Annotated in this window: 21 protein-coding genes; 12 read left to right on the forward strand and 9 right to left on the reverse strand. The window is 46.8% G+C overall.

Annotation, left to right across the window (positions count from 1 at the left end; all coding sequences use genetic code 11):
- Positions 1–40: 40 nt before the first annotated feature.
- The 11 genes from V202x_RS07035 to V202x_RS07085 all read left to right on the forward strand — a co-directional run bounded on the left by V202x_RS07035 (position 41) and on the right by V202x_RS07085 (position 10421).
- A complete protein-coding gene (locus V202x_RS07035; protein WP_145180430.1) occupies positions 41–1231 on the forward strand; it encodes an acetate/propionate family kinase in 1191 nt (396 codons plus the stop codon).
- Positions 1232–1279: 48 nt separating this feature from the next.
- Entirely contained in the window at positions 1280–1594 is a 315-nt protein-coding gene (locus V202x_RS07040) for a EutN/CcmL family microcompartment protein (RefSeq protein WP_145172484.1), read from the forward strand.
- A 24-nt stretch (positions 1595–1618) separates the two neighbouring features.
- On the forward strand, positions 1619–2137 hold the full coding sequence (locus tag V202x_RS07045; RefSeq protein WP_145172486.1) for a hypothetical protein: 519 nt from the start codon (positions 1619–1621) through the stop codon (positions 2135–2137).
- Between the two features lie 71 nt (positions 2138–2208).
- Positions 2209–3639, forward strand: coding sequence for an aldehyde dehydrogenase EutE (locus V202x_RS07050; protein WP_145172489.1), 1431 nt, complete (start codon positions 2209–2211; stop codon positions 3637–3639).
- Positions 3640–3707: 68 nt separating this feature from the next.
- Positions 3708–3965: a EutN/CcmL family microcompartment protein gene (locus V202x_RS07055; RefSeq protein ID WP_145172493.1), complete on the forward strand. Its 258-nt coding sequence runs from the start codon at positions 3708–3710 to the stop codon at positions 3963–3965.
- A gap of 34 nt (positions 3966–3999) precedes the next feature.
- Positions 4000–4689 (forward strand): hypothetical protein, encoded by a 690-nt coding sequence (locus V202x_RS07060; protein WP_145172495.1) that lies wholly within the window; start codon positions 4000–4002, stop codon positions 4687–4689.
- Between the two features lie 20 nt (positions 4690–4709).
- Complete coding sequence (locus tag V202x_RS07065) at positions 4710–4991, forward strand: EutN/CcmL family microcompartment protein (RefSeq protein WP_145172497.1); 282 nt, start codon at positions 4710–4712, stop codon at positions 4989–4991.
- A gap of 56 nt (positions 4992–5047) precedes the next feature.
- A complete protein-coding gene (locus tag V202x_RS07070; RefSeq protein WP_144982570.1) occupies positions 5048–5938 on the forward strand; it encodes a class II aldolase/adducin family protein in 891 nt (296 codons plus the stop codon).
- A 60-nt stretch (positions 5939–5998) separates the two neighbouring features.
- Positions 5999–6925: a malate dehydrogenase gene (locus V202x_RS07075; protein WP_144982567.1), complete on the forward strand. Its 927-nt coding sequence runs from the start codon at positions 5999–6001 to the stop codon at positions 6923–6925.
- A 78-nt stretch (positions 6926–7003) separates the two neighbouring features.
- Positions 7004–8221: a hypothetical protein gene (locus V202x_RS07080; RefSeq protein ID WP_145172499.1), complete on the forward strand. Its 1218-nt coding sequence runs from the start codon at positions 7004–7006 to the stop codon at positions 8219–8221.
- Positions 8222–8318: 97 nt separating this feature from the next.
- Entirely contained in the window at positions 8319–10421 is a 2103-nt protein-coding gene (locus tag V202x_RS07085) for a YfhO family protein (RefSeq protein ID WP_145172501.1), read from the forward strand.
- A gap of 52 nt (positions 10422–10473) precedes the next feature.
- Here V202x_RS07085 and V202x_RS07090 read toward each other — a convergent pair whose 3' ends face one another.
- Positions 10474–11037, reverse strand: a complete 564-nt coding sequence (locus tag V202x_RS07090) for an FHA domain-containing protein (protein WP_145172503.1) — start codon at positions 11035–11037, stop codon at positions 10474–10476.
- 399 nt (positions 11038–11436) lie between these two features.
- On the opposite strand from V202x_RS07090, the gene V202x_RS07095 reads away from it, so the two are divergent.
- Positions 11437–11928: a YybH family protein gene (locus V202x_RS07095; protein ID WP_145172504.1), complete on the forward strand. Its 492-nt coding sequence runs from the start codon at positions 11437–11439 to the stop codon at positions 11926–11928.
- Here V202x_RS07095 and V202x_RS07100 read toward each other — a convergent pair.
- The 8 genes from V202x_RS07100 to V202x_RS07135 form a co-directional block, all read right to left on the reverse strand.
- On the reverse strand, positions 11925–13235 hold the full coding sequence (locus V202x_RS07100) for a DUF58 domain-containing protein (protein WP_145172507.1): 1311 nt from the start codon (positions 13233–13235) through the stop codon (positions 11925–11927). The genes V202x_RS07095 and V202x_RS07100 overlap by 4 nt on opposite strands.
- The gene (locus V202x_RS07105; RefSeq protein WP_145172509.1) at positions 13232–14191 is read right to left on the reverse strand and encodes an AAA family ATPase; all 960 of its coding nucleotides are present in this window, start codon (positions 14189–14191) and stop codon (positions 13232–13234) included. The genes V202x_RS07100 and V202x_RS07105 overlap by 4 nt, the downstream gene beginning before the upstream one ends.
- 249 nt (positions 14192–14440) lie before the next feature.
- Positions 14441–15217, reverse strand: a complete 777-nt coding sequence (locus tag V202x_RS07110; protein WP_145172511.1) for a FliA/WhiG family RNA polymerase sigma factor — start codon at positions 15215–15217, stop codon at positions 14441–14443.
- Between the two features lie 672 nt (positions 15218–15889).
- On the reverse strand, positions 15890–16873 hold the full coding sequence (locus V202x_RS07115) for a P-loop NTPase (RefSeq protein WP_145172513.1): 984 nt from the start codon (positions 16871–16873) through the stop codon (positions 15890–15892).
- A gap of 81 nt (positions 16874–16954) precedes the next feature.
- Positions 16955–18313 (reverse strand): flagellar biosynthesis protein FlhF, encoded by a 1359-nt coding sequence (gene flhF / locus V202x_RS07120; protein ID WP_145172515.1) that lies wholly within the window; start codon positions 18311–18313, stop codon positions 16955–16957.
- A gap of 110 nt (positions 18314–18423) precedes the next feature.
- Positions 18424–20544, reverse strand: a complete 2121-nt coding sequence (gene flhA, locus V202x_RS07125) for a flagellar biosynthesis protein FlhA (protein WP_232098896.1) — start codon at positions 20542–20544, stop codon at positions 18424–18426.
- Positions 20545–20731: 187 nt separating this feature from the next.
- Positions 20732–22159: a DUF1501 domain-containing protein gene (locus V202x_RS07130; RefSeq protein ID WP_145172517.1), complete on the reverse strand. Its 1428-nt coding sequence runs from the start codon at positions 22157–22159 to the stop codon at positions 20732–20734.
- A 59-nt stretch (positions 22160–22218) separates the two neighbouring features.
- The gene (locus tag V202x_RS07135; protein WP_197993267.1) at positions 22219–25287 is read right to left on the reverse strand and encodes a PSD1 and planctomycete cytochrome C domain-containing protein; all 3069 of its coding nucleotides are present in this window, start codon (positions 25285–25287) and stop codon (positions 22219–22221) included.
- Positions 25288–25356 lie beyond the last annotated feature (69 nt).

Raw genomic sequence — 25356 nt, forward strand, 5'->3', positions numbered from 1 at the left:
GTTGAAACACCAGTCTTTTGTCACAGAATGGATTCCTGCAATGAAAGTTCTAGTTGCTAATTTAGGTTCAACCAGTTTCAAGTATCGCTTGTTCGATATGCCCGCTGAAGTGCAACTTGCACGAGGTGGCATTGATCGTATCGGCGAAAAGCAAAGTAATTGCTTTGTGGAAATTGGTTCGCATCGGGAAGAAAACACAGACCATGTGCCCGACCATGCAGCCGCCGTCAACTTATGTTTGTCTCAATTGACCAATTCCGAATGGGGTTGTCTCAGTTCGGCTGACGAAGTTGCGGGAATTGGCTTTAAAGCGGTCTTTGCCGGAAACTTAAGTGGTGTGCGTCTGGTAGACGAAGAATTACTGACCAAGATGGAGGCGTTAGCAGATATTGCTCCTGCTCACAATCCTCCGTATGCCCGAGCGATGCGACAACTGCGTCAGGCGTTTCCTGAAATCCCGCTGGTTGCTGCATTGGAAACGGCGTTCCATGAAACCATCCCTGCCGAAAATCGTACCTATGCCATTCCACATCAATGGCAGGAAGAATACGAAGTTCAACGTTGGGGCTTTCATGGTGCCAGTCACCGTTATATCGGCACTCGTATGGCCGAGTTGACTGGCAGAGATGACCTGCGGGTAATCTCCTGCCACTTGGGAGGAAGTAGTTCGTTGTGTGCCATGCGAGGTGGTGTCTCACAAGCCAACAGTCTGGGAATGAGTCCCCAAACAGGATTGCCTCATAATAATCGTGTAGGTGATTTTGATCCGTTTGCTCTACCAGTTCTAATTAAAGCCACCGGGAAGTCCCTGGCAGAACTATTGGAAGACCTGTCGAGCAAGGGTGGCTTATTAGGAATGAGTGGATTGAGTGGCGACTGTCGCGATCTGGAAGAAGCGGCAGCCAACGGTCATTCCAGAGCAGAGTTAGCACTCCGTGTGTTCCACTCTGCCATCCGACATTACCTGGGAGCTTACCTGACGGTACTTGGTGGCGCTGATGCGATTGTTTTCACGGGTGGAATCGGTGAAAACAGCGTGAGTTTACGAGAGAAAGTGTGTGCCAATCTGGAATGGGCGGGAATTTGTCTGGATGCTCAAAAGAATAAGTCAGCCTCAGATGAAACGGCCATTCAGGCAGATGACAGTAACGTACAAATCTGGGTGGTTCCGACGAATGAGGAGATTGTCGTCGGACGACAAACAGTGGAAGTCATCGAAGGGCGTTCGTAACGCCTGAGAGGACTGCCATCCTTTTAGGATTTTTGAGGAGTTGGTTCGATGTTTATAGGACGAATTACCGGTAGCATCGTTTCGTCGCAGAAAGTTGAGACAATGGTAGGACAGTCGCTGTTCATTGTCGAACCGTTGCGCGTCAACGAAAAAGACCAAAGCGATCTGACTCCCACGGGACGCTCATTTGTCGTTGTGGACACAGTCGGAGCAGGGCAGGGTGAAGTCGTACTGTGTGTACAAGGGTCATCAGCCCGCTTCACACCAGAGACGAAAACACTGCCCATCGATGCCGCCATTGTTGGCATTGTTGATCAAGTCCACATTGGTTCGAATGAAATTTTTAACTCACAAGAGAAATAAAACGATCTGAATCGGAAGCATTCCATGTCCAGTCAGTTACCACAAGCCAATTTGCAGCAAATGCGCATGACCATGATGGTCATCTGGATTGCGCTCATCATGGGTGTGGTTACATTTGGAATTGTGGTCATTATGATTGGCCTCAAAGGGGCTCCCGGCGAGGATTTACCGGTCATCACGTACGGAGGGATAGGCATAGCAGCATTGATGCTGGTCCTCAGATTTTTTGTACCGGACATGATGGCCCGTAACCAGTTTAAACAAGCCATGCAAACTGCCAAAGCAGAAGGCAACGAAGATGAAGAAGAGATGCTGGGAAAATTCTACCAGATATTCTTAACGCGTCTAATAATTGGAATGGCATTACTGGAAGGTGCCGCCTTTCTCAATCTTGTCGCCGTAATGGCAGAAAACCAGCCACTGGGCTTTGTGCCAGTTGCCATTTTATTACTGGCAATGATTGCCTCAGTACCAACGAAATCAAAACTCGACGGATGGATTCGCAACCAGATGGAAAACTATAACCTAGAAAACCAAAACTGAAATTTTAATAACTGAGACAGTCGTCTTGAGTTTTCAAGCTCAAAACTGATCTGCTCCGGGAGAAACCTATTATGCAGGCGACAGAAGATGCCATTCGAAGTGTCGTACATGAAGTGTTATCACAACTCAACAATCGAGGCGGTTACGGTTCCGCTTCTTCCACAGCGCATCAAAATGGTGACTGGGGTGTCTTCAATTGCGTTGACCAGGCTGTCGCTGCCGCGACTGAGGGGCAAAAACAACTGTTGAATGCTTCTCTGGAAGACCGGGCCAAGGCACTCGAGATTGTGCGTCAGATCTGTGATACCCAGGCCGATGAATTGGGTCGCCTCGAACTCGAAGAGACCAAAATTGGTCGCCTGGATCATAAGATCGAAAAACTACACCTCATCAAAGACATACCCGGCATGGAATTTATGAAGACCGAGTCCGTTTCAGGAGATAACGGAGTCAGTCTGACAGAATTTGCCCCCTTTGGTGTGATCGGCGCGATTACTCCTGTCACGCATTCCCTGCCAACTCTGGCCTGTAACTTCATCAACATGGTTGCCTCAGGTAATACGCTGGTTGTGAATCCACACCCGGGCGGAGCAAAAGTTGCCTGTGAAGGGGTCCGACGTTTCAACAAAGCCATCTATCAGGCCACCGGTTTGCAAAATCTGGTCACGATTCTGGAAAATCCAACACTGGAAACGGCAGATGAAATCTTTAACCATCGGGGAATTCCACTCTTATGTGTGACCGGTGGTCCGGGAGTGGCTCGTGCTGCTTTGGGTGCCAAGAAGCGAGCGATTGTTGCCGGACCTGGTAACCCACCTGTTGTTGTTGACGAAACAGCAGATCTCGACAATGCTGCGAAATCGATCATCATTGGAGCTGCCTACGATAACAATTTACTCTGCATCGGCGAAAAAGAAGTCTTCGCCGTTGACAGTATCTTTAACGAGTTGATGTCTGCTATGGGACGGCATGGTGGTTATCAACTCAATTCTCAGCAGGTCGCGCAACTGACTGCTCTGGCATTCTCGCCTCCGAAAGAACCAGGAGGGCACGCTGTTCTCAATCGTGATCTGATTGGGAAAGACGCCTCGGTCCTGGCCGGCATGATTGGCGTCAGTGTTCCAGCAGGAACAGAGCTTCTTTATGGCGAAACTGATACGAACAACCCCTTCGTACCGGAAGAGCAAATGATGCCTTTCGTACCATTCGTTCGCTGCCGCAACGCAGACCACGGAATTGAACTGGCCAAGGAATTCGAACACGGATTCCGACACACCAGCATGATTCATTCACGAAACATTGAAGTGATTACGAAGATGGGCCGCATCATGGACACTACACTGTTTGTCCAGAACGGTCCTTGTGGAGCCGCTTTAGGTAACGGCGGAGAAGGTTACGCTTCATTCAGCATTGCCACTCCCACAGGTGAAGGGGTTACCAACCCACTGACATTCACTCGTTTCCGACGTTCCACCACAGTGGGACACTTACGAATTATTTAATTGAGCAACGTTAGCAGAATCGAAATTCTGTTAATCAAAATCAAAACTATCTCAGGAATTAAAATCTTATGTTGACAGGTCGAGTGATCGGACGAGCAACCGCAACATCCAAACATCCCAGTTTGGATGGCTGGCGCTTATTGCTGGTTCAAACCCTCGACATTAAAAGCAATGCAGAGGGTTTTCCTGAGTTGGTAATCGATGAACTGGGGTGCGGCAAAGGAGATACCGTACTGCTGACTTCTGATGGAGCTGCTGTCAGAGAGATGGTGGGCGTGAAAAACACCCCCATTCGCTGGGCGACTCTGGGTGTCATCGATCGTTAATGATAAATTTAAGAATAGAGTTAATTTGAAACTGATGCAGTTTTCTGAAGAGTTGGTTAATCAGGTTGTCGACAATGTTTTGTCGGTCCTTTCCCAGCAGGGCAATGACAGGCAAGCAACGGGGAATGTACCACCTGTTTCCACACCTGACTCTTCAATGGTTTTGACCGAGAAAGTCATCACTGCCGATTTATTAGCAGAAAAGACAAAAGGACAAACTGCCATTGGTATTGCAGCAGGATCACTTTTGACTCCTTCTGCGAAAGATTATCTGCGCGAGTTTCAAGTGAGTGTCCATCGTCCCACATCGGTCGTGTCTCCCTCAAAAGGGCAGGGCGCACCATGGCGGGCCATTGTGCTCTCTCATTCAGTAGCCGTTGAGAATGCACTGGCAAAAATCGAACAACAGACCAATTCACGTTGGTCACAGGAGTTGAGTTCTTCACTGGAAGAAGCCGTTAAGGAGACAATCAGCAGTATTTGTCGAGCCGATGCAACAGGCGTGGTTCTGTTTGCCGAAGCCGCGGAAAAAGCAGCCTGTCTGGCGAATCGAAATCAGAAAATTCGAGCTGCCGCCGTTCAGGATGTGAACCATTTACGAACCGTCATCACGCAAATGAACCCAAATCTGATTTGTGTGAATCCGGAACAGAAATCGTTTATCGAGCTGAGAAATTTAGTTAAGACGTTTGTCAATGCAGGCAATCCCACTGAGGGAAGTTAACCTGCTAAAGGAAATGAACCATGAAAATCGCAGAAGTGATCGGAAAAGTGACACTTTCACGCAAGCATCCCAGTCTGGATGGTGCCCGATGGCTGATTGCGACTCCTTTAAAGACGGATGAACTCAACTCAAATAAGAAAAAGAAAACAGAACCTTTTGTTATTTACGATGAGTTAGGGGCTTCCTCTGGCAGCCAGATTGCTGTGAGCGAAGGTGCAGAAGCAGCGGCTCCTTTTCATCCTGATGTAAAACCGATTGACGCATATGTGTCAGCGATTTTGGATCAGATCGAAGTTTATTAATCGAATCACTATTACTGAAACACACATTTTTTATTTAACGTTTGGAGCCTTAGACAATGTCAAATCAATGGAACAGTGGAATTCACGACCGAAACCTGAAAGAAGAAATCTGCGAAATCGGACGTCGCGTTTATAATAAAGGATTTGCTGCAGCCAATGATGGAAACATCTCCATACGTGTCGGAGAAAATGAAGTCCTCTGTTCGCCGACCATGATCTGCAAAGGTTTCATGAAACCGGAAGATATTTGTGCCGTCGATTTAGATGGAAACCAAATTGCGGGAACACGTAAGCGAACCAGCGAAATTCTGTTACACCTGGCAATCATGAAAGAACGCCCTGACGTCAAAGCCGTTGTGCACTGTCACCCACCTCACGCGACGGCATTCGCTGTGGCTCGCGAACCGATTCCACAATGTGTACTTCCCGAAGTCGAAGTCTTCATGGGTGAAGTTCCGATGGCTCCTTATGAAACACCCGGCGGTCAGAAATTTGCCGACACAGTCGTACCGTTCCTCAAAGGGGGCACGAACACAATTATTCTGACCGGACACGGAACCGTCACTTTTGGTAAATCTCTGGAAGATGCTTACTGGAAAACCGAAATCCTGGACGCTTACTGCAAGATCCTACTCTTGTCCAAGCAAATGGGACGCATCAACTACTTTACCGAAACAGAAACCCGTGAACTGCTTGAACTCAAGCAGAAACTCGGATTCGATGATCCTCGTTTCCACGTTGAAGACTGCGACTTGTGTGGTAACAGTGCGTTCCGCGATGGATACAAAGAGGGAATCCCACAGCAAACGGCATTCGAGCCTGCTCCCAGCTATCCGGGATACTTGCAGAAACCATCTACACAACCGACTCCCACTAATAATGGCAACCACTCTGAGCAACTGGTCAAAGCGATTACAGAGCAGGTCATGTCTGCACTGGGACAATAATCTTAATTAAAACTCTGTGATAGAACTCACATCACATAATCATAAAGAAAAGAATCGATCATGAATGTAAGTATTATTGGCGGCGGCGGTCTCGTTGGCTCCTGTGCCGCCTTCGCATTGCAGGCTGGTGGTATCGTTCGAGAAATCGCTTTAGTTGACGTGAATCAGGATCTGGTAGAAGGTCAGGCACTCGACTTATTGCATGGTAGTTCGTTAACGGCCGATCAGAAAATTTACGCCGGTGGCACTGAGCTTGTGAAAGACAGTGACGTGATCGTGATCACTGCTGGCCTACGCCGCAAACCTGATGAAAGCCGTCTCGACCTGATCAATCGAAACGTCGAATTGTTCAAAAACATTCTGGCTGACGTCAAACGTGTGGGGACGAAGCCGGGAGCGATTGTCTTTGTTGTATCAAACCCAGTTGATGTTCTGACTTATCTGGCCATGAAAGAACTGGGACTGCCACCGCAACAGGTGATTGGCCTCGGAACGGTTTTAGATACAACCCGACTACGCAGCATGCTGGCTGCACGTCTGGATGTGCCTCCGACTCAGGTTTCCACTCTGATTCTTGGCGAACACGGCGACAGCATGGTTCCCATCTGGTCAGCCGCTCAAGTGGGTGGATTACCCCTGGATAAATTCCCTGGTGCGAATCCTGCTCTGATTGCTGAAGTCGAAAAGAAAACACGAGGCAGCGGAGCGGAAGTCATTAAGAAAAAAGGGGGAGCCGGTTTTGCGGTTGGCGTCAGCATCGCTGATGTCGTACATTGCATTGCCCTTGATCAACGCCGCATTCTGCCTGTTTCTTCACTTCAGGATGGCGCCTTTGGTCTCAGAGATGTCTGTATTTCCGTGCCCACGGTAATGGGACGCTCCGGAGTTGTACAACACTTGGAGATTGAACTTTGGCCGAAAGAACAAATGGCTCTCACTCAGTCTGGGAAAGTGTTGAGAGAAACCGTTGACAAAGTTCTCGGCTGATCAACAACTCGTCTATGATTCTTTAATCCTGATTGCGTTCCGCTTAAAGCTACGTTTTGACTTTGAAATGATTGTCTGATGGAAAAATCACTTGATCGAAAACTTCAATCGATTCACTCTGATCCCAGCGGCTCGAAAGAGTTTATCATCGCGGATGCCAAAGATGCTGATATGGCGTTTGGCATCGGTGCACCCGGCTTGTCTCCAGAGCGGCATGATCAGGAACTCAAATACAAAACGCTGGCGGAATATCGACAACAGATTCGTGAAGTGATTCAACAGGAAGTGGTAGACATCGTTTTGATGTCTGCCAGCACTAGCGAAAAATTGACGATTGACGAACGCTTATTTGACAATTCACCTATCACACCCGCGGCACGTGCCAACGATACCACTGATGTGCATGTACCCCGCGGTGGAAAACTACATATCCCGCCTGCTAAGCCATTCCGCTCTGCCAGTCTGGACCACATTCAATGTGGTCACTTGGACTGCAAACCGGAAGAGCGAGCTTACGGGGCTGACCTCGGATTATACTCTGTCACCTTCAACAATAATCTTGAAGAAGATCTGGCTACAATTGAACGTTATAAAGAATTTCGTGAAGAGGCCGAGCGTAAAAAATTCCGTCACTTCCTGGAAATCTTTGACCCTAATATTAGTAACGCAGTCACGGCTGATGTCGCCCCTGGTTTTATCAATGACTTGATTGCCCGGACCCTGGCAGGAGTTGCCTCTGCGGGACGTCCTGTCTTTCTCAAAATGGTGTATCATGGTCCACAGGCCATGGAAGAACTGGTCGCCTACGACCCGCATCTGATTGTAGGAATTTTGGGAGGCTCGGCGGGCACAACTTTAGACGCGTTCCAACTCATCCACGACGCCCAGAAATATGGCGGGCGTGTTGCGTTATTTGGTCGAAAGATCAATCAGGCTGAGCACCAATTGGCATTCATCCAGTTCTTACGCTATCTGGTTGAAGGTAAAATCCAACCGGTTGAAGCCGTCAAAGCCTATCATGGCGTGCTGCAAGAACTAGATATCAAGCCGACACGCAGCTTAGATGTCGATCTGACCTACCAGACCGCCGTGATGAGCTATGGTGGAGAAGATGGCAAAACCTTTAGCTTTCCAGCACAAAAGAAGAATGGCAAACCCTCTACAAATGAATTGAGCAAAACGAGAAAGATAAAGTCAGCAGAAACTGCAAATGAACCGCCCAACTTTGCTGCTATGACTTCTGAACAGCGGTTGGCCTATCACCGAGATCGTCTGAATCGCGTATTTGGCGAGTAAGATCTCCTGCCATGTGTATTGAGACATCATATCGAGCAGCTTAGAATACTTTTTGTATTTTCGCCTCACTCCGACTCGTCTACACAAGGTCCATCACTTGAGCCGTTCCTCGAAAAAGAAAACCAAGTTGGTTCGACCTGAAAAGCCTTCTCCCCCCAGTGCCTCTTTGTTTGCCGGTGTTGTTTTAATCGCGGCTGTCGGTTTGACATGGATCTTCTGGCAAGGGCTCTGGGCAGGCGGTGGTTTGATTGGCGGGGATCTCTATACGTATTTCTTTCCACAAAAAACTTTCTTTGCCGATCGCTTGCAGGCCGGCGAATTCCCACTCTGGAATTCAAATATTGGGCATGGTTTCCCGTTAGTCGCAGAGAGCCAGACAGGGGCGTTTTACCCGTTCAATTATTTCGCCTACCGTTCTTTGCCCGTCAACACTGCTTATAACTTCGTCCAGATTCTACATTACATCCTGGCGTTTGTATTTACGGGACTCTATGTGAAACGTCTGGGATATTCACTCATCGCGGCTTTGTTTGCAGGCCTTGTATATACTTATGGCTGGTTTCCCTCCCGTATCTGCCTGGAATGGGCCATCATCGGAGGGGCCTGGCTGCCTTTAACACTGTGGTGTGTGGAATCATTTTTTCAAACGCGTTATTGGCGCTACCCGATTCTGCTCTGCTTCGCTTTAGCAATGCAGATCTTGCCGGGGCACTTCAATCTCGCATTCATCACACAGTTGATGTTACTCGTTTATATCCCAGCGCGTATCTGGTTCAGTCGCGATGAAACGACCGAACAACTAAAACCGTATCGTCGTCGGACAATCATCTTACTACTACTTGCTTTTATATCAGCATACTCACTATCGGCTGTGCAACTGGGACCAACCTGGGAATTAAAACAGTTAAGCCAACGTGCGGAAGTCGGTGAACGATCGCATCAACCCGGTTATGGGCATATTCCTGCCTGGTACTTTTCACAGATTGTCGCACCCTGGGCCTGGTATCCCTATGAAGTCAATCTAGATGCGGGGTTGGCACCAGGTACTGACGCGACCAATCAAGTGGAAGCACACCTTTATTTTGGAATCGCAGCCGTAATTCTGATCGCGATCGGAACATGGCTACGCACGTGGACCGGAGACCGCAGGCTCGTTTTGCTGTCGGTCATCGGACTGCTGGCTGTGCTCTATACACCCGGCTGGTTCCTACCAATCACAAAACATTTACCCGGTTTCAGTTTCTTTACCGGCCCGGGACGATATGGAATTGTAACGACGTTCGCCGTGGCCGTGATTGCAGGGGTCAGTCTGGAACGATTGACGGCAAACTGGAATGCCAATCTGAAATTCTTGACAGTTGCCATCGTCTGTCTGTTTACCATCGCTGATCTCTGGGTTGTCAGTCGTTATGTCACTTATGCTGCCATCATTCCCAATCCACCCATTAATCAGATTGAGCAGAGCGAGTTGAAAAAAATCTGTCAGGAATATGGTGAACCCGTGCGTCTGTTTGCCCCTGGTGCCAACTTACCCACCTTGATCGGCGTTGCTTCGACACCCGTTTATTTGGGGATTGGTCCCGAACAATATTTCAATCCCCAAACTGCGATGCCACAGCCGCTGCCATTCAAAGAACCGCCGACCGCCGATCAGATCGAATGGTTGCAGAAAGCAGGAGTCACACATGTTCTCAGTCAGCACCCGCTAGATCTCAATTTATGGCCGGTCAAGCCCGTCTGGAGTGGCTTCGACGAGGTCATCAATCCCGCCTGGGGTCGCTTTAAAGAACCACTCTATTTTTATGAGCTACAGGGTAGCCGTGGTCGTGTTGCCTGGGCAAAACCAGCGGCAGGCCAGTCAGCAAATATTTCAACATACCGAGCAAATGAAGTAATTATCGAAGCGGAAACTCCCACTGAGGATACCTTAATCCTAACAGATCTCTATTACCCCGGCTGGAAAGTGTATGTCGATGGTCAGCCTGCAGAAGCTGAGTTGATTGACGGCATGTATCGCGGCGTCAAAGTGCCTGCCGGCAAACATCAGGTCATCTGGAATTATCAATCTGGGTATTTCTTGATTGCAGGGATCATCAGTTGCCTGACACTTTTGATCCTATTGATGATTGCCCACTTCCGGTTCTGGCATCCGCTGTTACTTCAAATGAAAAACAGGACTATGGAAGTAAAGCCTGATTGAGTTGAGATCGCGATAGATAAAAGGAGAATCACGGTCAAGAAACAGTATCAGACTAAGTGGAAATAAACTCGACGTTTGAGCCAGTGCCTTCAAAATTGTGGCTGTCTGAATAATTTTCGTCTGCTTCTTTTTCGCCTTCCAAATCTTCGTTGGATTCAACTTCGTTGATACTTACATTCTCGCCACTCTCGGAAATTGCTACCGGAAATTGTTGAGAAATATCGATGTCTTTAGTTGGCTTTTTGAAGTGTTGCACTGAAGGTGCTTTCGTGGGTGCTTCATCACCATTTTTTTTACTATCGGTGGCATCATTTTTCTGGACGTCTGCGCCAATATTCTCTAAACGATATGCGACGTTACCGATTTTCAATTCATCACTTAGTTTGAGCCATGCCTGCCGGTCTACTTTTTCTCCATTAACATAAACCCCATTCATGCTTCCTAAATCACGAATGACAGGACGGTCATTCACAATCGCCAAGCAACAGTGTTTTCGAGAAATCTTGGGGCTATCAGAGATGACGATATCACAGTCTGGATGACGCCCTACGAGAATGATCGCCTTGTCGAGAACAATCGGGCGACCTTGATTTACGGGGACTAAACAGACTGCCATGGAGAACTCCAATGAGATGCTTTAATAAACTCAACTAATTTAAATTATACCCGTCGTGCTGAACCAAGTAAAAGAAAAAAGTTGCAGGCCTTGCAAGACTTAATAGAATCGAGGCGATCTCATTCTGAGTCGCACGAAAAATGAAAAATCGCAAGTACATATAAGTATCGGCTATTTATAGATATGCACAAGATAGAGTCCTGTTGGATCTCACATTTACAGGGAGAATACTCACAAAATTAATATCACCAATTATGAATCAGACCAAGCACTTAGAATCCTTGTAATTGCTATCTTCGATAAAAAACATACGATAGTATATTATGTATATCTGCTCTGAAGACGCCTTTTTAGAGATCAAAAGTCATTCAATACCTGACCGAGAGAGGACATTTTGAAATGAAAAACCAACTTGCTCTGATCGTATTCTTTGCTACCAGTATCATCTTTGCGAATACCGTCTCTGCTGCGAATCAGGAAAAGAAAGCAGTACGCATGGCAGCAAAGCAATTCTATGCTGCCCTCAATCAGATGTTTACCGGAGACTTAGATCTTATGAAAAACGTATGGTCACACAAAGAGGATGTCACCTACATGGGACCCGATGGAGGCTTTCATCATGGCTGGAAACAGGTCGTAGCAGACTGGGAAAAACAAGCCGCGATGAAATTGGGGGGGACAGTCATGCCACAGGAAATGCGAATCACGGTTGGGCCTGAGTTGGCGATTGTCAGCAACTATGAAATCGGCAAAAACAAAGGACCAGAAGGACAGATACGAAACGTGAAAATTCGCGCGACAAGTTTGTTTCGTAAAGAGAACGGTAAATGGAAAATGATCGGACATCACACCGACCTGCTACCGTTTCTAATGAAAAAACCTCAGCACTAAAGCAGTTGACGCGCTTTGATATCCAGGTAGCGACTGATGAGATTGACCGATAGATTTTCGGGTAATGTATCGAGCACCAGTAAACCAGACTGTTGCAGTCCCGCGATCTGAGAGGATTGTGTCGAGACGATCTCGGCGGCTGCCGCAATTTGGAATGCTTCTCGGTCTGTCTCTGGAATGGAATACATGCGCTCCTGCAAAGGAACATTTCTCAAAAACGCCCCAAGTACCAGATGAGGCCAGCGCATAAGTCGAATCGCATCGCCCAAATGACTCATGTGAACTTCATCAAGTGCGTGTGTCAATACCACGACCAGCGAACGCTTACGGTAGCGCACCTGGAGTTGCTCTGCCATCAGTTGATAATCTGAAGCTTCATAGATTGGCTCCAGGTCGTAAACCTGCCTAATCAGCTTCTGAATCGAACCAGCGCCTCTGATTGGAGGAACCCAACGTTCGACCTTATTGGAACAGGCCAAAAGTGAAACGGAGTCTCCTTGTCGGAGTGCCACATAACTCAACAGAATAGCAGCGTTTAAGGCGCGATCAAAGTGTGTTACACCTTGATCGGCATTACACATTGATCGGCCACAGTCGAGCAAAAAAATGATGTTCTGATTTTTTTCAACGACATATTCACGACTGATTAATTGCTGATGACGTGAAGTGGCTTTCCAATCAATACTACGCAGCTCATCTTCTCGACGGTAATCCCGCAGACGGTCAAAATCGGTACCTCTGCCTCTTAAACGTGAAAGTTTCACTCCCGCCGCTGCCAATCGATTGCGGCGGGCTAATAGCTCGACACCATGCACTGATTTGATATCCGGATAGATACGGACCTGCTGATGGATATCCCGTTCATCATAAATCGTCCATAGTTTCAATCGACTTTTCATTTGTAGAAACACACGGCGAAACCGATTGTCGCCTCGGTGATGTGGTTCCACATGATAGATGCTGTATTGATGCTTATTCGGAAACAATTCGATTTCAAACGGCAGATCAGTGTAATGACAGGGAGTCGGCGGCTCATCGTGTACCTCGATTTTCAAGGCAACTGAGCCTCGATTCGTAAACCAGAGTTTCACACTATTGGGAGTGCCTACACTGAGCACCTCTTTGACGTCTCTGTGAACTTCGATAACCAGCAACGAAGGCGTGATGGCCAAGTCGATCAATGCCAGCAGAAATGCTCCCAGACAAATCAAAATACCCATTTGTGCCGCCATTGGCCAGAACGTTGCGAGTGCAAACGGGATGATGGCAGTCGCGAACAAAAACAAAAGTGAAAGACGTGGCATCATTGGCGAGGGGCCTCGACACTCTCCAGAATTTCACGGATGACGTCATCGACATCAATGCCTTCAATTTCCGCTTCGGGATGCAGACGGATTCGATGGCGAATCACAGGTAACGACAGCTCTTTGACATCATCGGGAACAACAAAATCTCGTCCTCGACACGCAGCCAACACACGTGTTCCAATCAGCAGGTTCACACTGGCACGTGGACTGGCTCCCACTTCGATTGTATGCCAGCCTCTCGTACGCGAGACAATTGATGTGATGTATTGAATGATCGAAGGCTCTACAATAATCTCTGTCGCACGTTTCTGAATGGCCAAAATTGTTTCCGTGTTAAGAACTGGCTCGATACCAAAACTATCGAGATTGCGATTATCTTTACCGCTAGCATACAAATTGAGGATCTCGTTTTCCTGGTCCTGTGTCGGATAGTCCACGATGAGTTTGAACATGAACCGGTCCAGTTGTGCCTCCGGCAGGGGATACGTTCCCTCCTGTTCCAAAGGATTCTGAGTCGCAATCGTCAGAAAAGGGCGTTCCAACTGATATGTATTTCCATCGACGGATACCTGCCGTTCCTGCATTGCCTCCAGTAGTGCAGACTGTGTTTTGGCAGGAGCGCGATTGACTTCATCTGCCAGAAGAAGATTAGTAAACAAGGGCCCCTGGTTGAACGTGAAAGTTTTCTCATGCATGTCATACACGGAATGCCCGGTAATATCCGAAGGCATTAAATCAGGTGTGAATTGAATACGTTTAAACTGACAAGATAAAGCGCGACTGAGGGCATTCACCAGGAGAGTTTTACCAAGTCCGGGGACACCTTCGATCAGTACATTTCCTTCACAAAATAAGGCAATCAAAACTCCTTCCACCAGATCTTCCTGACCCATGAGTGCTTTTCCCACTTCGGTCAGTGAGCGATGATAGTAATCTTCAATTTGAGAAACATCCATGAATGAACCGTAGCCCTGACTGTCTATCTGAAGTAAGTAAAATCAAAAGCGATCTATAAAACCGCTAATCCGGAATCGGCATCCTCTGACGCCGTTTATTCTAAATCTAATCCGGTTCCAATTTCGAGTATCAGAGTCGATAACTGTCAGGTTTTTTGAAATTGAACTCGCCTGAGAGAACAGTGCACGTAAAAAAAGGCCTCCATTGGTATGGAGGCCTGATGTGAATCTTTATTATGACAAGCTGTATTAAGCAAATTCAGGACGTCTTCGCCCCAATTGTTCTTTTAAACGGTTGACGATACTTGAATGCATTTGACTGACGCGAGATTCAGAGAGACCTAAAGTACTGCCAATCTCTTTCATCGTCAATTCTTCATAGTAATAAAGGATGATTATCAAACGTTCGTTTCGGTTCAACCCTTTGGTGACCAAACGCATCAAATCTCGTTTCTGGATACTTTTGGTAGGATCTTCTCCCTTCGCATCCTGGAGAATATCCACTTCACGCACATCTTTATAGCTGTCAGTTTCATACCATTTTTTATTCAAGCTCACCAGACCGACGGCATTCGCTTCATTTTTGAGTTTGTCAAACTCTTTGCGTGACAATTGCATTTTCCCTGCAATTTCTTCATCTGCCGGGGGACGACCATATTCGGCTTCAGCCGCTTTTCGAGCCGCTTCCAGCTTACTGGCTTTACTCCGAACCAGACGAGGCACCCAGTCCATCGTACGTAATTCGTCTAACATTGCACCACGGATACGAGGCACGCAGTAAGTTTCAAACTTGACTCCTCGCTCCAGATCGAATGCATTAATCGCATCCATCAGCCCAAACACACCAGCCGAAATCAAGTCGTTCAAATCTACCCCTTCAGGTAGCTTGGCCCAAACTCGTTCTGCATTATAACGAACTAAGGGAACATATTGCTCGATTAGCCTATTACGCAACTCCTGGTTGGATTGATCCTGCTTGAATACCTTCCAGATTTCTGCGATTTCTTCACTGGCTTTGATGGCCATTTACTCCTCCGTGATCAACTTACAGTCTATTCAAACTATTCAAATGAAAAGCATGATTGATAAAAATTTTGATATTTAATCAAGATTGTTTTTCCATTTTTCAAAACTCGCTCGTGATGATTCTTCAACCAAACGAGTGGCGACTTCTCCTAACATCAGACCAAGACAAAAAAATATGACTGCAGCCAAAAATGCGGATTGAATCGCACTAATAAAATCAGCATGAGAGAAAATCCCTCTGACTGATTCAGTCGCAAAAGCGATTAACGATAATCGAAATGCATAATGCAGGGCCACAGAATCATCCCAGATAGTGTTTGAAAAAGCTTTCCAATCGAAGTTTCACTTCACTCTGAAGAGACCTTCGCTCCTCTATCTTTTGATATCGGCTCCCTACTTCAGAATATTTAACCTTTCTCCTACAATTTAATTAATCGTTAAAAACTAACATTTCATTTTGCTCTCTACGTAAATCGAACCGTGTGGTAGAGCCCTAACTTTAGGATCTACCAGTAGTTGAATCACCGCTCATCAGACGAGACGTCTAATGGCAGATCGAAAATGAATTGTTAAGGTATTAGTAAGTGATGTGACTCAGGAATGGAGAACAAAAGAAAACATGAGAGATGAGAGATACTGTTTTCTGTCTATTCTGCCTTTGTTTCCTGAGAATTATGCGGCTTCACCAAGCAAGCGCCTCCAAAGCCGCGGAAAGTAAGACTCTTGTTTGCTTTTATGTTCTTTTGTTTTGTTCTGATCGATTAAATGTTGGGACAGTCGAATGATCGCTTCTGCAGCAGGACAACCTGGATGGCTTAACACAAACGGGTCCCGATCGTAGACGGACTGGACAACATTCATGTCATGGGGAATCTGACCTGCCTGAGATAAACCAGCATGTAAAAATAGTTCGGTCGTTTTCTTTAATTGCAGAAATACGTTTTCAGCCTGGTCAGCAGAAGTGTATTGATTTATGAGGGCTTGTATTTCCAGTGACTCAATTGTGGATAATGATTTGATCGTCGCATAAGCATCGGCAATCGCCGTTGGCTCAGGAGTTGTTACAATCAACACGTCATCGGCAGAAATGACAAACTCTCTGATACTTCGATGAATACCCGTTCCATTATCTAGAATTAAATAATCGTGAGTGGCCTCGAGTTCCTGCATTTGTTCTAGAACATCTTTGCGAACTGCTTTCGAACAATCCGCCAGATCTGTCAGTCCACTGGCGCCTGTCACCACACTGATTCCTAACGGGCCTTGTAATTGAATTTCTTTGAGAGAACGCGCTCCGCTCACAACATGAGACAGATTCCAATAACCGTTTAAACGACACAGTAAATCAATATTACCCAATGCCAAATTCACGTCCATCAGACAAACTGATGCTCCAGACTGCGCCAATGCTAATGCTAGATTCAAGGAAGTAATCGATTTGCCAACGCCTCCTTTACCGCTGCAAACCGCAATCGTACGACAGTCACTGGTTTTTACATTCTCAACGATTCCCGGTTGTCGTTTTTCCATTAAACCGCGTAGAACCTTCGCCTGATCTCCTCGCGACGTGAGAGACCGTCGCTGCCCTGTAGCTGACAGGACAGCAGAACTTTTTTCTGCCTGATTCAAATTGAACTCGTTGATGGCTGGAGTCATCTGACTCACCTTCTATCTTAAATCCATGTTAAAAATGATTTGTCTTCTAACTTTTAAAAACCGAATTCGAAAATTTCTAGCTCATAACAAGCGATCTTCTCCCAAAACTAAACGCGCCATTCGGGCAGCATTCGCGGGTTCTATATCATCGGGAACATCCTGGCCTGTGGTCAGATATCGGATCGGAAGTTTTGTATTCTGACTTAATGTAAGTAGACTGCCCATCACAGGGGCTTCATCCAGCTTGGTTAGAATCATCGATGAGGGATTCGCAACTTGAAATCGTTTAGCAATGGCTTCCAGGCTTCTGGAGCTGGATGTCATACTCATCACCAGTGATACTTCATCGATGGGAACTTCACGAAATAGTTGTTCCAATTCTTGAATTTTGAGATCATCACTGGGACTTCTCCCCGCTGTATCTACGAGAACCAGATCCAAGCCAACCATTTCATCTAAAGCTTGCTGCATCTCTTGAGGATTGCTGACCACTTTCATCGGAAGATCAATAATCTCAGCGTAAGTACGTAACTGTTCGACGGCAGCGATCCGATAGGTATCTACAGTCACGAGCCCCATCTTGATATTGTCACGTAACCGAAAATTAGCAGCCAGTTTGGCAATCGTCGTTGTTTTGCCGACTCCCGTTGGTCCTACTAAGGCCACGACTTTTCGTTGACCGGAAACAGGTCGAATCGGTGGTGCACATACTAACTGTGCTTCAATCATGGCTGCCAAAAGCGATTTACTGGCAGACACATCCTTTAATTGTTCAAGAGTCGAATTCTCTTTGAGCCTTGAAATCAATTGATGGGCAATATTCTCATCAACCTCTGAATCAATCAAGTCTGTATAAATCTGGAATAGCTCGGCAGGCACGTCTGTTGAAAGCTGAGGCTGAGAGCGGGTACGTCGATCTAATGATTCCAGCATCTCTTGAATTGCATTCAGCTTTTCTTCAAATTGTTTTGTGGGGTCGTAGGGTTCATATTCTGTTCTTCTTTGTTGAATCTGTTCAAACTTGTTGTGAGTCGCTGGATTCTGATGAGCCCGCTGATCAAACTGCCTGCGTGGTGCAAAACTATTACGCTCATGTCGAGTATTTGGCGTTTCATTCTGGTGGACAGAGGGTGCATTCTGATAAGAGGTTTCTGGTAACGCAGCCGATTCAGAATGACTTTGTACCGGTTTCAGATTAGATGCCCGGTGTCGTACTCCAGCAGAGCGCGTCTTTTTCTGAACTGCAGAAGGTGTCCGCACATTAATACCCAGCCCAGCTGTGATTTCATACTCTTCCTTAGATTTCGACCAGGGCAGTAGACTTTTTCGCCCCGGAATCTGTTTGGTTTGCAAAATGACAGCATCACTGCCCATCTCTTGGCGAACAAGGTTCAAAGCGTCCTGCATTGATTCCGCTTTAAAAGTGCGAACATCTGACATAATTCACGTTTCCTCTACTTAACTTATCAGTACGTATCTCGTTTTATGATTATTAGACTCAAAGTCTCAGTTTTAAATTACGTTTGTTATTGTTTGTGTTATTTCTTTGTTCAGGCTGCTCCCACGGCTGCTTCTGTTTTGAGATGGCTCGCGGAAACTTGTCCGATAGCCTCAACATCGGTATCGCGGGTTACTTCATTTAGACTTAAGACTACCAGACGTGGTAATAAGGGTGCTGTGATCTGTTTCAAACCGGCTCTGATTTGTGGGTTACATAAAACAATCGGATGTCCGCCTGCTTCAACCAGAGATTCGATGTGATCGGCAATCGCCTGTGTAATCATTTCGCCTGTCTGTGGCGCCAGCTTGATGACTAAACCATGCTCGTTGTAGTCGATGCCTGACATGAGGACATCTTCCAATTCGGGATCGAGAGTCACGACTCGCATTAACCGCTTATTGTCTCGGTACTGCTGGCAAATCGTACGTGCCAGGCCGTTTCGAACATACTCGGTCAGAATCATTGGTTCCTTCGTTCGATCTGCATAGTCACCTAATGATTGCAAAATCGTTTCCAGATCACGAATGGGAACGCGTTCACGTAACAAGTTCGAAAGCACGTGCTGTACTTGTGAAATTTTCAAAACATCTGGAATGAGTTCTTCGACGACTTTCGGAGAGTTCTCTTTCAAATTCTCAACGAGGGCATGTACCTGCTCTCTCGTTAACAATTCGCTGCTGTGTTCACGAACGACTTCAGTGAGATGAGTAATAACAACAGCCGAAGGTTCGACTACATTATATCCCATGAGTTCCGCGCGTTCTTTTTGTCCGAACTCGATCCATTTTGCCGGTCGTCCAAACGCGGGTTCTACCGTATCGATTCCGGGAATTTCGCCGCTAACGGCACCAGTATCTATAGCCAGTAATCCATCGGGATGGAGAGAACCCCAGGCAACGGCAACATCGCGAATCTTAATCTGATAATCGCGTTGTCCCAGTCGAATATTATCCCGAATGCGAACCTTGGGCAGAATGAGGCCGAGTTCCTGAGCAATTTTGTGTCTGATACGAGTCACCCGATCCAGTAAATCGCCACCTGTTGCCGGATCAGCCAATCGCAGTAAACCAACACCCAATTCCAATTCGAGGGGATCGACAAACAGATGATCTTCTGGCTTGGGCTCCGGACGGTTTTGAGTTTGTTGTTTTTCTGCTTCGGTTTGTTTTTGCACTTCGGCGATTTCTTGTCCTTTTTTTCGCATCATGCCGGTAACCGTACATCCCGTAGCCAATGCAATCATTGGTCCTGCTGGCAAACCTGTAAACGCTAGAGCAAACAAGAATGTGGATGCCAGGAACATCGCTTCTGGGTGCCCTGAAAATTGTTTCACAACATCACGAGGCAGGTCACTGTCAACTGAAGTACGTGTCACGATCAAACCAGCGGCCAATGAGATCAAAAAGCCGGGAACCTGAGTCACCAGACCATCGCCAATTGTCAGTGTGGTAAAAACTAACGCCGCCTTCCCCATTTCCATGCCGTGATCGACCATGCCCACATACAAACCACCGACCACATTGATGAGAATTATGATGATACTGGCAATCGAGTCGCCACGGACGAACTTACTGGCACCATCCATCGCTCCATAGAAGTCCGCTTGTTCGGTGACCTCCATACGACGGGCTTTGGCTTCTTCAGAACTGATCAGTCCCGCGTTGAGATCGGCGTCGATTGCCATCTGCTTACCTGGCATACTATCCAGAGCAAAACGAGCGGCAACTTCACTGATACGAGTCGCCCCTTTGGTAATGACCATAAACTGAATGGTCACCAAAATCACAAAGAGAATTAAACCCACAACCAAGTGGCCACCAGCTACAAATTGACCGAAGGCTTCAATCACGCCCCCTGCGGCAGCAGTTCCATCGCTGGCACCATTCAGTAAAATAAGCCGTGTACTGGCAACATTCAGAACCAGCCGCGCTAATGTTGTACCCAGCAGAATTGCAGGAAAGACGCTAAATTCAAGAGGGCGTTTGACGTAGATCGTCGTCAGCAAAATCACGACTGAAACGGTAATATTGCACGACAGCAAAAAGTCCATCACGAAGGGAGGCAATGGCGCAATGATTACCAGAACTGAACTCACTATAATTAGTGGGAAGATCAGTCCGGTATTGCGCATCAACATCCCGGCTAGACCGGTTTTGGACTCCGGTGGCATCCATGCCTCCGTGTTCTATGTAGTGAAGGAAGTGAGTAGGAATTACAGAAAGGTAGTGAAGTGAACTATTGGGATTCTGAGATGTGAGAGAGAGTGAGGCGAGTGATAATGAAATCTTTAAATTCTGTCCAGAGGATTTCTTAATATTTCATTCAAGTTTTCTCCAGTAGCAGCCGACACCTCCCATTCAAGCCAGCATTTTCTTTACAAGATGAGCTTCTTCGACGCCCGTTAAGCGAAAATCCAGCCCCTGGTAAAAATAGGAAAGCTCATGGTGATCGATGCCTAACAGGTGTAATACGGTCGCATGAAAGTCTCGGACATGAATCGTGTCTTTGACAGAATAATATCCCAATTCATCAGTTTCACCTATTGTGACACCAGGCTTGGAACCTCCCCCGGCAACCCACATTGAGAATGCATCGATGTGATGGTCACGTCCAATCAGATCACGAGGCTCTCCCTGTGGTGTACGCCCAAATTCGCCTCCCCAGATAACCAGCGTATCTTCCAGGAGTCCACGCTGCTTAAGATCTTTCACAAGAGCGGCAGATGCCTGATCTGTCTCCAGACAGCGTGCTCCCAGCGATTCTTCCAAATCAGTCCCTTTATTCCCATGATGATCCCAGTCCGTATGATAAAGTTGTACAAAGCGAGAACCTTTTTCGATTAATCGTCGCGCTAAGAGACAATTGCGAGCAAAAGAAGGCTTTGCAGGATCCACGCCATAGAGATCGAGGGTCTCTTTGGTCTCACCAGAAAGATCCATCAATTCTGGTGCACTGGATTGCATTCGGTAGGCCATTTCATAGGCGGAAATCCGCGTAGAAATTTCAGGGTCTCTCGTTTTCTCTAAACGTAGCTCGTTGAGTTGATTTACCGTGTTGATGAAGTCCGACTGCCGTTCGGAATTAATCCCTTTGGGACTCGACAGGTTCAAAATGGGATCAGCACCGTTCAGGAAGGGAACTCCCTGGTACGTTGTTGGCAAAAAGCCACTTCCCCACAAAGGGGCTCCTCCACGGGGACCGCGCGGTCCTGACTGCAGCACCACAAAGCCGGGCAAGTTTTGCGATTCACTACCAATTCCATATGTGATCCAAGCGCCCATACTGGGTCGCCCAAACTGCTGAGTTCCCGTATTCATAAATAGTTTGGCTGGTCCATGATTAAAAACATCAGTCTTCATACTCTTTAAGATCGTGATGTCATCAACGACCGTAGCAAGGTGAGGCAGAACATCCGAAATCTGGGCGCCACATTCGCCATATTTTTTAAATTTACGCCGGGTGCCTAACAACTTGGCATCTTTTTTGAGAAACGCAAACTGCTTGCCTTCGACATAAGATTCCGGAATGACATTGCCTTCCAGCTCTTGCAGTTTCGGCTTAAAGTCGAACATCTCTAACTGGCTCGGTCCCCCTGCCATAAAGAGATAAATGACATTCTTGGCTTTGGCTGGGTGATGCGTTTTTTCCAGTGCGGGAGAGTTCGCCACTGCTCTTTGCTCAGACTGCATTAAAGTTGCCAACCCGATGGCACCAGCGCCGACAGCACAATTTTCAAAAAAGTGACGACGTGTCTGGTCGCGTAATGCCCAGTTATTAAAACTCATCCGATTCTCCTTGAATGCTGATCTCTGTTTTCTTGACCACATTCACTCTGAGGAATTGATTATTCGCGGGTGATATATTCATCCAAATTCATTAAGACGCGCGCCACAGCCGTCCAACTGGCGAGTTCTGCGACAGTGACTTTTTTCGGTAACTTCTTTGCAGCAACCTCTGCGGCTTCCTGTTTTGATTTCTCAAAATACGTTCTCTGTTCTGAGAGATATCGTACCAGAACTTCCAGTTCGTGATCTGTAGGTGTTCTCGCTAAACAAATTTGGAACGCCTGACGAAGTCGGCCTTCATCATAACCAGGACCTTCCTGCAGTATGCGAACAGCGAATCCTTGAATCAGTTCAAACAGTGATTGATCATTGGCTAACGTGAGGGCCTGCAAAGGAGTATTTGAACGGACCCGACGTGTGCATGTCGTATTGCTATTAGGTGCATCGAACGTTGGCAACATGGGATACGGACTTGATCGCCAAAAATAGGTATACATGCCACGACGATATCGATTCTCACCTTTCTCCTCTGGCCAACTCTTTTTGTTTTGAGTTAAAACATAGATTCCCTCTGGTTGCGGTGGATAAACACTAGGACCTCCAATTTTCCTGGTTAATAAACCACTACTGGCCAGAAAAAGGTCTCGAATTGATTCTGCTTCCAGCCGAAATCGATTCTGTCTGGATAGTAAGAGATTACGAGGATCTCGTTTTTGATATTCTTGATTAAAGTCTGAGGTCTGACGATAGGCGGCTGATGTGACAATCAACCGATGTAAGCCTTTTACATTCCAATCGGCCCGCATAAATTCATGTGCCAACCAATCGAGAAGCTGTGGATGCGAAGGCATTGTACCTTGAGTCCCAAAATCATTTTCCGTTTCCACAAGTCCCTTACCAAAGAAACGTTGCCAATAACGATTCACAGTGACACGGGCCGTCAGCGGTTGCTGCTTACTGGTGAGCCATTTTGCAAAGTCAAGGCGCGTTGGTGATTTTACAGCCGGAGGCATCGGCGGTAATACTGCAGGAACGCCAGGTGTCACTCGTGCTCCCGGCGACAGGAAATTTCCTCGCAAGAGAATAAACGTTTCGCGTGGTTTGGGTAACTCCTTCATCACCATCGTTGTCACGATACTCTTATTCAACTTCGTCTGTTCTGATTTTAGCTTTGTCAGTTGTTGATTCAGATCAGACCATTGGGCATCCGACTGATAAAATGCTTGTTCTAAAGTCGTCTTCTGTTTTGCATTCCATTTTTCTTCCGGCTGCTTCAAAATCGCCGCCACAGCAGTGTCAATATTCAAAACGCGCGGATGCACCGTCGTCGTTGAAAGACGGAAACGACCAACATTATATTTCGAATCACGGGTCTGTTTTAACATCACCCGTAATCTCATTGGCCCTGAAGAAGTTAATGGCTCTTTCAATCTGATAATGGCATGACGATTCACATTCATATTGCCTTTTTTGACGTTAATGGCCCAGCCCGTTTTGAGATCGCCGTCAACCAGATAACTGGCAGGAAATTTCTCCTGAGAGTGATCCGCGGATGCGTGAGACAAACCAACGGATTCAAACTTTGACCAACCAGACTTTGTCTGGCGAGTGACATCGACTGTTACTTCATCTAACACAAAATTACCATTTGCAGCCCAGCCAGGCCCCATTTTGGGAAGGCTGTCATGTGTGAGGACTTCCAGCCGCAGGCCTGTCGTGCCCGATGGAATGGCAGCTGTTTCGATGACATAGGTATCATTCTTAGGAATCTTGCCTCCCACCAATAACGAACGATCTTCCAACACGGTAATCGTTGCTCCATTCTGCGATGTTGTAGTGCGTGTTTTGAGATTCGACCAATGTTGATTTTTAGATTGCAAACTTTGCTGGATTTCCTGCTTCCATTGCTGGAACTCCGATTTCAATGATTTTTTACGCCCTGCCAACTGTTTCGTAAAATCAGCAACTTCTTTTTTAAGATCCTGCTGCTTCACTTTTTGTTTCGCCGTGGGTAGTGGCAACGTTGGTGAGGCACTGTTGATGTCTGCGGTACTGTTGAAGATCGCATAGAGCTGGTAGAAGTCTCGCTGTGTAATCGGATCATATTTATGCTTATGACATTGTGCGCACCCTACCGTTAAACCGAGGAATGCCGCTCCCGTCGTATTCACACGATCCACGACCGCTTCCACACGAAACTGTTCGGGATTGGTCCCCCCTTCCTGATTAATCAATGTATTTCGGTGAAAACCAGTGGCGATTAACTGATCGGTAGTGGGGTTTGGTAATAAATCGCCGGCTAGTTGCTCAGTCACGAATTGATCAAAGGGCATATTCTCATTGACGGACTTGATAACCCAATCACGGTACTTCCAAATGGAACGCGGACCATCAATGGTAAAACCGTTCGAATCGGCGTATCGCGCAACATCTAACCAATGCCGTGCCCAACGTTCTCCATAATGAGGAGAAGCCAGAAGCCGATCCACTAGTCGCTCGTAAGCATCTGGCCGTTTATCAGCTAGAAATGTTTGCACTTCTTTAAGAGAGGGAGGCAGACCTGTCAGATCCAGACTCAAACGACGAATTAACGTGCTGCGTTCCGCTTCTTGAGAAGGTTTTAATTGTTTCTGTTCAAGGCGGCTTAGAATAAATCTATCAATCGAGTTTCTGACCCACTTTTGTTGCTTGACGACCGGCAGCTTCGGTTGCTTGATTGGATGAAATGCCCAATGATCTGAAGTTTTCTGAGTGACTTTTAAAGTCTGCTCTGCTTCTGGAATTTTCGCTCCCTGATCGATCCATTTTTGAATCAGCGCTATTTCCGCTTGCTTCAAGGCTGGCAAGTCATGCGGCATTTGCGGAATGTTTCCCTGACCCGAAAGGCTCAAAAAGAGAGGGCTTTCTATACTCTTTCCGGGAATCACCGCTGGTCCACGATCGCCTCCCTTAAGAATATTAGCCCCGTAGTCCAGACGCAGGCCGGATTCTTCGCCACCCTGTGAATGACAATCATAACAATGCTGTTTCAGCAAAGGACGAATCTGTTTTTCAAAATTGATGTCCTTCTCTTTTTCAGCGGCGATACCAGTCTGCACAATCGCCAGCATGGCAAATACAACGGTCATGAGGTGTCTTGAACTATTCCACATTGGTCAACCTGAATCAAAAGTCAGCCGAGTTGGTGCGATCATCAA

It is taken from the genome of Gimesia aquarii (genome assembly GCF_007748175.1).
In the GTDB taxonomy this organism is placed as follows: Bacteria; Planctomycetota; Planctomycetia; order Planctomycetales; family Planctomycetaceae; genus Gimesia; species Gimesia aquarii_A.